At 58.0% G+C, this 12,442-nt stretch carries 11 protein-coding genes; all 11 read left to right on the top strand.

The window, feature by feature from the left end:
- The 11 genes from atpA (at position 1) to CAF76_RS06615 (ending at position 12,415) form a co-directional block, all read left to right on the top strand.
- The gene (gene atpA, locus CAF76_RS06665; protein ID WP_041073579.1) at positions 1-1,545 is read left to right on the top strand and encodes a F0F1 ATP synthase subunit alpha; all 1,545 of its coding nucleotides are present in this window, start codon (positions 1-3) and stop codon (positions 1,543-1,545) included.
- 50 nt (positions 1,546-1,595) lie between these two features.
- Entirely contained in the window at positions 1,596-2,456 is an 861-nt protein-coding gene (atpG, locus tag CAF76_RS06660) for a F0F1 ATP synthase subunit gamma (RefSeq protein ID WP_007954161.1), read from the top strand.
- A 27-nt stretch (positions 2,457-2,483) separates the two neighbouring features.
- On the top strand, positions 2,484-3,860 hold the full coding sequence (gene atpD / locus CAF76_RS06655) for a F0F1 ATP synthase subunit beta (RefSeq protein ID WP_007954162.1): 1,377 nt from the start codon (positions 2,484-2,486) through the stop codon (positions 3,858-3,860).
- Between the two features lie 45 nt (positions 3,861-3,905).
- Positions 3,906-4,331, top strand: coding sequence for a F0F1 ATP synthase subunit epsilon (locus tag CAF76_RS06650; RefSeq protein ID WP_007954164.1), 426 nt, complete (start codon positions 3,906-3,908; stop codon positions 4,329-4,331).
- A 118-nt stretch (positions 4,332-4,449) separates the two neighbouring features.
- Positions 4,450-5,817, top strand: coding sequence for a bifunctional UDP-N-acetylglucosamine diphosphorylase/glucosamine-1-phosphate N-acetyltransferase GlmU (glmU, locus tag CAF76_RS06645; protein ID WP_085612472.1), 1,368 nt, complete (start codon positions 4,450-4,452; stop codon positions 5,815-5,817).
- A 130-nt stretch (positions 5,818-5,947) separates the two neighbouring features.
- Entirely contained in the window at positions 5,948-6,724 is a 777-nt protein-coding gene (locus tag CAF76_RS06640; RefSeq protein ID WP_085647148.1) for a DeoR/GlpR family DNA-binding transcription regulator, read from the top strand.
- Between the two features lie 2 nt (positions 6,725-6,726).
- Positions 6,727-8,559 (top strand): glutamine--fructose-6-phosphate transaminase (isomerizing), encoded by a 1,833-nt coding sequence (gene glmS / locus CAF76_RS06635; protein ID WP_085647147.1) that lies wholly within the window; start codon positions 6,727-6,729, stop codon positions 8,557-8,559.
- A gap of 256 nt (positions 8,560-8,815) precedes the next feature.
- Entirely contained in the window at positions 8,816-9,835 is a 1,020-nt protein-coding gene (locus CAF76_RS06630) for a hypothetical protein (RefSeq protein WP_085647146.1), read from the top strand.
- A complete protein-coding gene (locus CAF76_RS06625; RefSeq protein ID WP_085647145.1) occupies positions 9,823-10,599 on the top strand; it encodes a hypothetical protein in 777 nt (258 codons plus the stop codon). Before CAF76_RS06630 ends, CAF76_RS06625 begins: the two co-directional genes overlap by 13 nt.
- Before the next feature lie 158 nt (positions 10,600-10,757).
- A complete protein-coding gene (locus CAF76_RS06620; RefSeq protein ID WP_085647144.1) occupies positions 10,758-11,684 on the top strand; it encodes a LysR family transcriptional regulator in 927 nt (308 codons plus the stop codon).
- Positions 11,685-11,788: 104 nt separating this feature from the next.
- Entirely contained in the window at positions 11,789-12,415 is a 627-nt protein-coding gene (locus tag CAF76_RS06615) for a glutathione S-transferase family protein (protein WP_064600620.1), read from the top strand.
- The last annotated feature ends 27 nt before the right edge of the window (positions 12,416-12,442 follow it).

Raw genomic sequence — 12,442 nt, 5'->3', positions numbered from 1 at the left:
ATGCAGCAACTCAATCCTTCCGAAATAAGTGAAATTATCAAGGGCCGCATCGAAAAGCTCGATGTGACCTCCCAAGCCCGTAACGAAGGCACTGTCGTCAGCGTATCTGACGGCATCGTGCGGATTCACGGTCTGGCCGACGTCATGTACGGCGAGATGATCGAGTTTCCGGGCGGCGTCTACGGTATGGCCCTCAACCTGGAGCAAGACTCCGTAGGTGCCGTTGTACTGGGCGCATACACCAGTCTGGCTGAAGGCATGAGCGCCAAGTGCACCGGCCGCATCCTCGAAGTTCCGGTTGGTAAGGAACTGCTGGGTCGCGTTGTCGACGCACTGGGTAACCCTGTTGACGGCAAAGGTCCACTGGGCAACACCGAGACCGACGCGGTCGAGAAAGTTGCTCCGGGCGTGATCTGGCGTAAGTCGGTAGACCAGCCTGTACAGACTGGCTACAAGGCTGTCGATGCCATGATCCCTGTCGGCCGTGGCCAGCGTGAGCTGATCATCGGTGACCGTCAGATCGGTAAAACCGCTCTGGCGATCGACGCGATCATCAACCAGAAAGACAGCGGCATTTTCTGCGTCTACGTGGCAATCGGTCAGAAGCAATCGACCATCGCCAACGTGGTTCGCAAGCTGGAAGAAAACGGTGCACTGGCTAACACCATCATCGTTGCAGCGAGCGCTTCGGAATCTGCAGCACTGCAATTCCTGGCTCCGTACTCCGGTTGCACCATGGGTGAATTCTTCCGCGACCGCGGTGAAGACGCGCTGATCGTTTATGACGATCTGTCCAAGCAAGCAGTGGCTTACCGCCAGATTTCCCTGCTGCTGCGCCGTCCACCAGGCCGTGAAGCTTACCCAGGCGACGTGTTCTATCTCCACTCCCGTCTGCTGGAGCGTGCATCCCGCGTTTCGGAAGAGTACGTAGAGAAGTTCACCAACGGCGCAGTGACCGGCAAAACCGGTTCCCTGACCGCACTGCCGATCATCGAAACCCAGGCTGGCGACGTTTCCGCGTTCGTTCCGACCAACGTGATTTCCATCACCGACGGTCAGATCTTCCTGGAATCGGCCATGTTCAACTCGGGCATCCGCCCTGCAGTGAACGCCGGTGTTTCGGTATCCCGTGTGGGTGGTGCCGCTCAGACCAAGATCATCAAGAAGCTGTCCGGTGGTATCCGTACCGCTCTGGCTCAGTACCGTGAACTGGCGGCATTCGCCCAGTTCGCTTCTGACCTGGACGAAGCGACCCGCAAGCAACTTGAGCATGGTCAGCGCGTTACCGAGCTGATGAAGCAGAAGCAATACGCACCGATGTCGATCGCTGACATGGCGCTGTCGCTGTATGCCGCTGAGCGTGGGTTCCTGACTGACATTGAAATCGCCAAGATCGGCAGCTTCGAACAAGCGCTGATCGCTTTCTTCAACCGCGATCACGCCGATTTGATGGCCAAGATCAACGTTAAAGGTGACTTCAATGACGAAATCGACGCTGGCCTGAAGGCTGGTATCGAGAAGTTCAAGGCCACCCAAACCTGGTAAGCCGCAGCGGGAGCCGCAAGGCTCCCGCTTGCTAACCTGATAGGTGTTACATGGCAGGCGCAAAAGAGATTCGCAGTAAGATTGCGAGCATCAAAAGCACGCAAAAAATTACCAGCGCCATGGAAAAAGTGGCGGTCAGCAAAATGCGCAAGGCACAAATGCGCATGGCTGCTAGCCGTCCTTATGCGGAGCGTATCCGCCAGGTAATTGGGCATCTGGCCAACGCCAACCCGGAATACCGCCACCCGTTCATGATCGATCGCGAAGTAAAGCGCGTCGGTTATGTCGTGGTGAGCAGTGACCGTGGTCTGTGCGGCGGCTTGAACACCAACCTGTTCAAGGCCCTGGTCAAGGACATGGCGGTAAACCGCGAAAACGGCGTCGAGATCGATCTGTGTGTCGTTGGTAGCAAGGGTGCGGCCTTTTTCCGCAACTTCGGCGGTAACGTCGTTGCAGCTATCAGCCACCTGGGTGAAGAGCCGTCGATCAATGATCTGATCGGCAGCGTCAAGGTGATGCTGGATGCCTACCTGGACGGCCGTATTGACCGCCTGTCCGTGGTATCCAACAAGTTCATCAACACCATGACGCAACAGCCTACCGTGGAGCAGTTGATTCCATTGGTGGCGACCCCGGATCAAGAACTCAAGCACCACTGGGACTACCTCTACGAACCAGACGCCAAAGAGCTGCTTGACGGCTTGATGGTGCGTTACGTGGAGTCGCAGGTGTACCAGGCGGTGGTCGAGAACAACGCGGCTGAACAGGCTGCGCGGATGATCGCGATGAAGAACGCTACCGACAACGCCGGTGATTTGATCAGCGATTTGCAGCTGATCTACAACAAGGCGCGTCAGGCTGCGATCACCCAAGAGATCTCGGAAATCGTCGGCGGCGCTGCCGCGGTTTAACGGTTCAAATATTCAGAGGATCCAGCTATGAGTAGCGGACGTATCGTTCAAATCATCGGCGCCGTTATCGACGTGGAATTTCCACGCGACAGCGTACCGAGCATCTACGACGCCTTGAAGGTTCAAGGCGCCGAAACCACTCTGGAAGTTCAGCAGCAGCTGGGCGACGGCGTGGTTCGTACCATTGCGATGGGCTCCACCGAAGGCTTGAAGCGCGGTCTGGACGTCAACAACACTGGCGCAGCCATCTCCGTACCGGTCGGTAAAGCGACTCTGGGCCGGATCATGGACGTACTGGGCAACCCGATCGACGAAGCTGGCCCGATCGGCGAAGAAGAGCGCTGGGGTATCCACCGCGCCGCTCCTTCCTTCGCTGAACAAGCCGGTGGCAACGAGCTGCTGGAAACAGGCATCAAGGTTATCGACCTGGTTTGCCCGTTCGCCAAGGGCGGTAAAGTCGGTCTGTTCGGTGGTGCCGGTGTAGGCAAGACCGTAAACATGATGGAACTGATCCGTAACATCGCCATCGAGCACAGCGGTTATTCCGTGTTCGCCGGTGTGGGTGAGCGTACTCGTGAGGGTAACGACTTCTACCACGAGATGAAGGACTCCAACGTTCTCGACAAGGTAGCCCTGGTCTACGGTCAGATGAACGAGCCACCGGGAAACCGTCTGCGCGTAGCGCTGACCGGTCTGACCATGGCCGAGAAGTTCCGTGACGAAGGTAACGACGTTCTGCTGTTCGTCGACAACATCTATCGTTACACCCTGGCCGGTACCGAAGTATCCGCACTGCTGGGCCGTATGCCTTCGGCAGTAGGTTACCAGCCGACCCTGGCTGAAGAGATGGGCGTGCTGCAAGAGCGCATCACTTCGACCAAGCAAGGTTCGATTACTTCGATCCAGGCCGTATACGTACCAGCGGACGACTTGACTGACCCGTCGCCAGCGACCACGTTTGCTCACCTGGACGCCACCGTCGTTCTGTCCCGTGACATCGCTTCCCTGGGTATCTACCCGGCGGTAGACCCACTGGACTCGACTTCGCGTCAGCTGGACCCGAACGTGATCGGCAACGATCACTACGAGACCGCTCGTGGTGTTCAGTACGTGCTGCAGCGTTACAAAGAGCTGAAGGACATCATCGCAATCCTGGGTATGGACGAGCTGTCGGAAGCCGACAAGCAGTTGGTAAACCGTGCTCGTAAGATCCAGCGCTTCTTGTCGCAGCCGTTCTTCGTGGCTGAAGTCTTCACCGGTGCTTCGGGTAAATACGTTTCCCTGAAAGACACCATTGCTGGCTTCAAAGGCATCCTCAACGGTGACTACGACCACCTGCCAGAACAAGCGTTCTACATGGTCGGCGGCATCGAAGAAGCGATCGAGAAAGCCAAGAAACTGTAATCCAGGCGCCCGGCAACGGGCGCTAATTTAGGTTGAGGCAATCAGATGGCTATGACAGTCCATTGCGACATCGTCAGCGCGGAAGGAGAAATCTTTTCCGGCCTGGTCGAGATGGTGATTGCGCACGGTGCTCTGGGTGATCTTGGTATCGCTCTGGGCCACGCGCCGCTGATCACTAATCTGAAGCCAGGTCCGATCCGCCTGATCAAGCAAGGCGGGGAAGCCGAGGTGTTCTACATCTCCGGTGGTTTCCTCGAGGTTCAGCCGAACATGGTCAAGGTGCTTGCCGATACCGTGCAACGTGCCGCCGACCTGGATGAAGCTCAAGCTCAAGCAGCTCTCAAGGCTGCCGAAGCTGCTCTGCATGAGAAGAGCGCAGATTTCGACTACGGAGCTGCGTCCGCACGTCTGGCCGAGGCTGCAGCTCAGCTGCGCACCGTCCAGCAGATCCGCAAGAAGTTTGGCGGTTGATCCGTCAGCCACTTGTTGTGCGATTGATAAAAAAGGGTAGCCTCGGCTACCCTTTTTTCTTTTCAGAATTCTACAAACCCGGTCGCAGTTGCTGACCACCCAGGATTGGTAGCCAGTCATGTCTCTTGAAATCGTTATCCTCGCGGCCGGTCAAGGCACCCGCATGCGTTCCGCGCTGCCAAAAGTGCTGCATCCGATTGCCGGCGATTCCATGCTTGGCCATGTTATCCACAGCGCCCGTCAACTTGATCCACAGCGCATTCATGTCGTCATCGGCCACGGCGCCGATGTAGTGCGCGAGCGTCTGGCCGCTGACGATCTGAATTTCGTATTGCAGGACAAGCAGCTGGGCACCGGCCACGCCACGGCCCAGGCTGTTCCTTTCATCACCGCCGATACCGTACTGATTCTCTACGGCGATGTGCCGTTGATCGAAGTCGAGACCCTGCAACGTCTGCTCAAGCACGTTGTACCCGGGCAGATGGGCTTGCTCACCGTCGAGCTGGACGATCCGACCGGTTATGGCCGCATCGTGCGCGATGCCGACGGCAAGGTTGCCGCCATCGTCGAACACAAGGACGCCAGCGAAGCGCAACGGGCGATCACTGAAGGCAACACCGGCATCCTGGCAGTGCCGGCCAATCGTCTGGCGGACTGGATGAGTCGCCTGTCGAACAACAACGCTCAGGGCGAGTACTACCTGACCGACGTGATCGAGATGGCGGTCAGCGATGGCCTGACCGTCGCCACCGAACAACCTCACGATCCGATGGAAGTGCAGGGCGCCAATGATCGCAAACAGCTCTCCGAGCTGGAGCGTCATTACCAGCTGCGCGCCGGTCGTCGCCTGATGGCTCAGGGTGTCACCCTGCGCGACCCGGCCCGTTTCGATGTGCGAGGCGAAGTGACCGTCGGTCGCGATGTGCTGATCGACATCAACGTGATTCTCGAAGGCAAGGTTGTCATAGAGGACGATGTGGTCATCGGCCCGAACTGCGTGATCAAGGACAGCACCCTGCGCAAAGGCGTAGTGGTCAAGGCCAACAGTCACATCGAAGGCGCGGTGCTGGGCGAAGGCAGCGATGCCGGCCCGTTTGCCCGTCTGCGTCCGGGCACTGTGCTGGAAGCCCGCGCCCATGTGGGTAACTTCGTCGAGTTGAAAAACGCCCGCATGGGCGAGGGCGCCAAGGCCGGGCACCTGACTTACCTGGGCGACGCCGAGATCGGTGCGCGCACCAACATCGGCGCCGGCACCATCACTTGCAACTACGACGGCGCCAACAAGTGGAAAACCGTGCTGGGCGAGGATGTGTTCATCGGTTCTAACAACTCGCTGGTGGCGCCTGTGGATATCTCTGCCGGTGCAACTACTGCAGCCGGCTCGACTATCACTCAGAATGTGGATAACGCGCAATTGGCTGTTGGCCGGGCGCGGCAGAAGAACATCGATGGCTGGAAGCGGCCTGAGAAGATCAAGAAGAGCTGAGTTATCCACAATGCTCAAATTAAAAAAGGACCGCTGCCAGCGGTCTTTTTTTTTGGGCGCCGGCTTGACGATTCGCAGCTGATAGGTTTTGATTGCTTCCGTTATCTTTCGAATCGAAACTTAATCAGCCATGTCGAAACGCAACACACCTCAGCGCCGTCACAACATTCTGGCTTTGCTCAATGAGCGGGGCGAGGTGAGTGTGGATGAACTGGCCAAGCGCTTCGAAACTTCGGAAGTTACGATTCGCAAGGATCTCGCCGCTCTGGAAAGTCATGGCTTGCTGCTGCGTCGCTATGGTGGCGCGATCACCATGCCCCAGGAACTGGTGGCGGACGTCAGTCAGAACGTTTCCAAATACAAACAGGCGATTGCCCGCGCCGCCGTCACACGCATCCGCGAGCACGCCCGCATCATCATCGACAGCGGCAGCACCACCGCCGCGATGATTCCCGAACTCGGCCAGCAGCCAGGCCTGGTGGTGATGACCAACTCCCTGCACGTAGCCAACGCCCTGAGCGAACTTGAACACGAGCCTGTGCTGCTGATGACCGGCGGCACCTGGGATCCGCACTCGGAATCCTTTCAGGGCCAGGTCGCCGAGCAGGTACTACGCTCTTACGACTTCGACCAATTGTTTATCGGTGCCGATGGCATCGACCTGGTGCGTGGCACCACCACCTTCAATGAATTGCTCGGCCTGAGCCGGGTGATGGCGGAAGTGGCGCGGGAAGTGATCGTGATGGTCGAGGCCGACAAGATCGGCCGCAAGATTCCCAACCTGGAGCTGCCATGGAGCAGCGTCCATACCCTAATTACCGATGATCGCCTGTCCCTGGATGCGCGCGATCAGATTCAGGCTCGCGGTATCAACTTGATTTGCGCGACTGTCAGTCAGGAGAAATAAGCATGTGTGGAATCGTCGGCGCGGTAGCTGAACGTAACATCACCGCCATTCTGGTCGAAGGCCTCAAACGCCTCGAATACCGGGGCTATGACAGTGCCGGTGTGGCGGTGTACACCAATGACGGCATTCTGGAACGCACTCGTCGTGTGGGCAAGGTCAGCGAACTCGACGCGGCGCTGGCCGAACACCCGCTGGTTGGCCGTCTCGGTATTGCCCACACCCGCTGGGCTACCCACGGTGCGCCGAGCGAGCGCAATGCCCACCCGCATTTCTCCGGTGACGTCGCTGTCGTGCACAACGGCATCATCGAAAACCATGAGGCGCTGCGTGAACAGCTGAAGGCACTGGGCTACGTGTTCACCTCGGACACCGACACCGAAGTCATCGCTCACCTGCTGACCGAAAAACTCAAGTCGTTGCCAGACCTCGCCGACGCGCTGAAGGCTGCGGTCAAGGAGCTGCATGGCGCTTACGGTCTGGCGGTTATCCACGCAAAGCAACCGGATCGACTCGTTGCTGCTCGCAGCGGCAGCCCGCTGGTGATCGGTCTGGGCCTGGGCGAAAACTTCCTCGCTTCCGATCAACTGGCCCTGCGTCAGGTCACCGACCGTTTCATGTACCTGGAAGAGGGCGATATCGCCGAAATCCAGCGCGACAAGGTGCAGATCTGGGACGTGACCGGCAAAGCCGTCGAGCGCCAGACCGTCCAGTACACCGATGGCGCCGAAGCCGCCGACAAAGGCGAGTTCCGTCACTACATGCTCAAGGAAATCCACGAGCAGCCGTCCGTGGTGCAGCGCACTCTGGAAGGTCGATTGAGTGCGGATCAGGTGCTGGTGCAGGCTTTCGGTCCACAAGCGGCCGAATTGTTCGCCAAAGTGCGCAACGTGCAGATCGTGGCGTGTGGCACCAGCTATCACGCCGGCATGGTTGCCCGTTACTGGCTCGAAGAGCTGGCCGGCATTCCGTGCCAGGTCGAAGTCGCCAGCGAGTTCCGCTACCGCAAGGTGGTGGTGCAGCCGGACACCCTGTTCGTCACCATCTCCCAGTCCGGCGAAACCGCCGACACCCTGGCCGCCCTGCGCAACGCCAAGGAACTGGGCTTCCTCGCCAGTCTGGCGATCTGCAACGTCGGCATCAGTTCGCTGGTGCGCGAGTCCGACCTGACCCTGCTGACCCAGGCTGGTCGTGAAATCGGCGTGGCCTCGACCAAGGCCTTCACTACGCAGTTGGTCGGTCTGCTGCTGCTGACCCTGTCTCTGGGTCAGGTGCGCGGTACTTTGGGCAAAGGCGTTGAAGCCACGCTGGTCGAAGAACTGCGTCGCCTGCCAACCCGTCTGGGCGAAGCCCTGGCGATGGACAGCACCGTGGAAAAAATCGCAGAGCTGTTCGCCGAGAAGAACCACACCCTGTTCCTGGGCCGTGGCGCGCAATTCCCGGTGGCGATGGAAGGGGCCTTGAAGCTCAAGGAAATCTCGTACATCCACGCTGAAGCTTATCCGGCCGGCGAACTGAAGCATGGCCCGCTGGCGCTTGTGGATAACGACATGCCGGTGGTGACCGTCGCGCCGAACAACGAACTGCTGGAGAAACTGAAGTCCAACCTGCAGGAAGTCCGCGCCCGCGGTGGCGAACTGGTCGTGTTCGCCGACGAAAAGGCCGGGATGACCAACGGCGAAGGCACACACGTAGTGCAGATGCCGCACATCCACGACATCCTGTCGCCAATCCTCTACACCATTCCGCTGCAACTGCTGTCGTACTACGTTGCGGTGCTCAAGGGCACGGACGTGGATCAGCCGCGTAACCTGGCGAAGTCGGTGACGGTGGAGTAATCGAGATTGTACTGCGGTTGATTTGGGTTTCCGAAACAAGCGGTATTGCGACAATAAAAGTTGTCATGCGTGACCACGGCCTCTTGTAGGGGGCCGTGCACCCAGCGCGCACGCTGAGATGCACGCTGCCTCGAATTCCCTATAGATGGCAAATAGTCTATGTTCTCCCGATAAACACGGGACTGTTAACCTTTTTTTTGACGTGTAAATCACTGCGGTTTACAGTGAGAAAATATGGTTAACACGAAGTCAGGATATGCCGAATTTAGAAGACGAAGCCAAGGCCTACATCGAGTCCGTGTTCGGCGTGCCTGCGCGACTTGAGCTGGCGCACCCTAGAGTTCCTTTCAACATCCGGGATAACTACAAAACCTACGAACTGAGCATCCCGATGGGGCATTTCTCAGCGCTTACCATGATGCTGCTAGTCACCCGTGACGACGTTGATTACCCAGGCATCGTGAAGCTGCAAAAGCACGTCGAACTTGTGCGCAAAGCTACAAACCAGGTAATAGCCTTCGTCTGCAGATCTCTGACGATTCAAGACCGCCGCAGCCTGATCACGCATCAGATCAATTTTATCCAGCCCGCCTTCCAGATGTTCATACCGGAGATAGCGCTAGACCTACGCGAAAGTTTCCGCCAGCGGCGAGAGCGAAGCGAGGTTACTGCCCTCCTTCCCGCCGCCCAAGCCATGCTTCTCTCGTGCCTTTATGCCGGCATACCCGAAAAAACCTACTTCACGACCAACGCTTTGCTGGGTGATCTGGGATACAGCCGTGTGACCTTATCGAAAGCAGTGGAGCAACTGACCTCGCTGGAGGTGATTATCCCAGTGAAAAGCCAACTGCACTGGAGAACCTACGCTTTCAGCGGATCTCCTTCTGAGGTATTCCAAAAAGCCAAGCAATACCTGCGCTCACCCGTCAAAAAGAGAGTTGGCATCACTCGCAACACTATTCCCATGGCGCCCGGTGTGTGTCTCGCAGGAGAAACTGCTCTGGCCAAGTGCACGATGCTGGCAGAGCCCGAGCAGGCCGTATGGGGAATGACCAAGAAAGTGTTTGACGACATGCTGGCGCTTGATGCGTTCGAGGTAGTCGAGTCGGTGGACGCGATCAAGGAATGGGTGGAGATTTGGGCGTATCCGTCGCTCACTGAAAGACACTACATAGCAGATACAGCGTCGCTGTTTCTGAGCTTGGAAGATAATCCTGACGAACGCATTCAGATTGCGTTGGATGAACTCAAGGAGCAAGTTGAATGGTTAGCGTGAAAGGTCTAGACGTATTCGGGCGGCATTTTCGCGAATACCGCGATCGCTACGTTCTGATCGGTGGCGTTGCCTCCGCTCTGGCAATGGAAGATGCGGGTGAAAGCTTCAGGGCCACCAAGGACTTGGACATCGTCCTGGTGATCGAAGCCCTGGATGCTGAATTCGTCGCGCATTTCTGGGACTTCATCAAAGCGGGCGGGTATGAGATCAGGCAGAGAGGTGGCGAGCGTCCTAACCCTGTTTTCTATCGATTTCAGGGCCCGAAAGACGAAGCGTACCCGGTCATGATCGAACTCTTTTCGCGTGCACCTGAAGGTTTGGAGCATGAGGAGAACGCGACGCTGACCCCTATCCCCACAGGCGAGTCAGTTTCGAGCTTGAGTGCCATCCTTCTAAATCAGGACTACTACAGTTTCCTTCTAGCGGGCCGCCAGCAGAGTGAGGAGCTTACCTACATCAGCGCGGATCGACTCATACCTTTCAAGGCCAAAGCCTGGCTCGACCTGTCTCAGCGCAAAGCAAACGGAGAAAGTGGGATCGATAGCGGGAACATCAAAAAGCACCGTAACGACGTCCTTCGCCTTTCCGGCCTACTGACCGGCGAAGTGTTCGAGTTGCCCGAAAGCCTCACCGCAGATATGGCGCAGTTCCTTGAGCTTTTGGCAGCTGAAAACATCGACCTCAAAGCACTGAAGATGCGGGGCGATCTTTCGACCATTATCAGTCGTATCGCAGAGTCGTTTGGTCTTCAACGGTCCTCATAAAAATCCGCGAACGACACCTGATAACTGAATTCCTTATGGCACTCAAAGCTAGGTGAATAAAGGCTTCGAGCGTAGCCTTGAATCCGCAGAAAAATCCGTGATTCTGCTTGGATCGGACTTGTATCAGCGGATAAACGCCGCGGTTTAGGAGTTGAACAGTGGATCGCTTCCAGGAAATGCAGGTTTTCGCCATCGTCGCCCAGGAACAGGGTTTTTCCGCTGCGGCGCGGCGTCTGGGTCTGTCGGCGGCGAGCGTGACCAGGGCGGTGGCGGCGCTGGAGCAGCGGATCGGCACGCAGTTGTTGATCCGTACAACCCGCAGCGTGCATTTGAGCGAAGCCGGTCTGCGTTTCCTGGAAGACTGTCGGAGAATTCTCGCCGAGGTGCAGGAAGCGGAGGATTCCGCTGCCGGCAGTCATACCCAGCCGCGTGGGCAGTTGACGGTGACGGCGCCTGTTTTATTCGGCGAGTTGTTTGTGACGCCAGTGATGGCGCGTTATCTGACGCAATACCCGGACGTTTCCATCAACGCCCTGTTGCTCGACCGGGTAGTAAGCATGGTCGAGGAGGGCATCGACGTCGCGGTGCGTATCGGCGAGTTGCCGGACAGCAATCAGCATGCGATCCGGGTCGGTGAGGTACGGCGGGTGATTTGTGGTTCGCCGGAGTACTTTGCGATTCATGGCCGGCCGAATCATCCACAGGCCTTGGCCGGGGCGCCGGTGGTGGCGACATCGGCCATCGGTCAACAGCGCAGTTGGCCATTCATGGAACACGGTGAACTCATCGGCGTAAAACCGGAACCGCGTCTGGTGGTCACCGCCAATCAGGCTGCGATCACGGCGGCGTCGCTGGGCCTGGGTCTGACCCGGGTGCTGTCTTATCAGGTGGCCAGCAAGGTCGCCTCCGGTGAACTGGAAATCGTGCTCGCCGAGTTTGAACTGCCTGCTTTGCCGATCCATGTGGTGTATCAGGGCGGGCGCAAGGCGCCGGCGCGGGTGCGCAGTTTTGTCGACTTCATGGTGAACGCATTGCGTGAGCATCCCGCCTTGAAAAATGCCGCTTTATTTCATCCAGAGAAATAATGGATTGCGTTTTCTGGTGATTCTATTGCTTTCGCGATCAAGGGAATATGGCTCCCACGGCCGCCGTCCACCCTGAACGGCGCCATCATCCAGCGGAGTCGACCATGCAAGCGATCAAACTCTACAACTTCCCGCGTTCCGGCCACGCCCATCGCGTCGAACTGATGTTGTCACTGTTGCAACTGCCGACCGAGCTGATCTTTGTCGATCTGGCCAAAGGCGAGCACAAACAGCCCGGCTACCTGGCGATCAACAGCTTCGGGCAAGTACCGGCCATTGATGACAACGGCGTGGTGCTGGCCGACTCCAACGCGATCCTCGTCTATCTGGCACAGAAATACGGTAATGGCCGCTGGCTGCCAAGCGATCCGGTCGGCGCCGCGCATGTGCAGCGCTGGTTGTCGGCAGCCGCCGGGCCGATTGCTTTCGGCCCTGCCGCCGCCCGCCTGATCACGGTGTTCGGGGCGAAGTTCAACGCCGAGGAAGTCATCACCCGCGCGCATAATTTTCTCAAGGTGATGGACCTGGAACTGGGCAAAACCCCGTATTTGGCAGGTACTGAGCCGACCATCGCTGACGTGGCGGCCTACAGCTACATCGCCCACGCACCGGAAGGCAATGTGTCGCTGGACGACTACGCTAACGTTCGCGCCTGGCTTTCGCGCATTGAGGCGCTGCCCGGTTTTGTCGGCATGCCGCGCACCGTTGCCGGCCTGCAAACCACCGTCTGACATTCAATCTGCGCCAACGGCGCAGGG

It is taken from the genome of Pseudomonas sp. B40(2017), assembly GCF_002112855.1.
Taxonomy (GTDB): Bacteria; Pseudomonadota; Gammaproteobacteria; order Pseudomonadales; family Pseudomonadaceae; genus Aquipseudomonas; species Aquipseudomonas pharyngis.
The sequence above is the reverse complement of the archived record's forward strand: the minus strand, read 5'-3'. Positions and strand labels throughout refer to the sequence as shown.

Coding starts and splice junctions, on each gene's coding strand:
- atpA (WP_041073579.1), top strand. CDS start 1: ATGCAGCAACTCAATCCTTCCGAAATAAGTGAAATTATCAAGGGCCGC.
- atpG (WP_007954161.1), top strand. CDS start 1,596: ATGGCAGGCGCAAAAGAGATTCGCAGTAAGATTGCGAGCATCAAAAGC.
- atpD (WP_007954162.1), top strand. CDS start 2,484: ATGAGTAGCGGACGTATCGTTCAAATCATCGGCGCCGTTATCGACGTG.
- CAF76_RS06650 (WP_007954164.1), top strand. CDS start 3,906: ATGGCTATGACAGTCCATTGCGACATCGTCAGCGCGGAAGGAGAAATC.
- glmU (WP_085612472.1), top strand. CDS start 4,450: ATGTCTCTTGAAATCGTTATCCTCGCGGCCGGTCAAGGCACCCGCATG.
- CAF76_RS06640 (WP_085647148.1), top strand. CDS start 5,948: ATGTCGAAACGCAACACACCTCAGCGCCGTCACAACATTCTGGCTTTG.
- glmS (WP_085647147.1), top strand. CDS start 6,727: ATGTGTGGAATCGTCGGCGCGGTAGCTGAACGTAACATCACCGCCATT.
- CAF76_RS06630 (WP_085647146.1), top strand. CDS start 8,816: ATGCCGAATTTAGAAGACGAAGCCAAGGCCTACATCGAGTCCGTGTTC.
- CAF76_RS06625 (WP_085647145.1), top strand. CDS start 9,823: ATGGTTAGCGTGAAAGGTCTAGACGTATTCGGGCGGCATTTTCGCGAA.
- CAF76_RS06615 (WP_064600620.1), top strand. CDS start 11,789: ATGCAAGCGATCAAACTCTACAACTTCCCGCGTTCCGGCCACGCCCAT.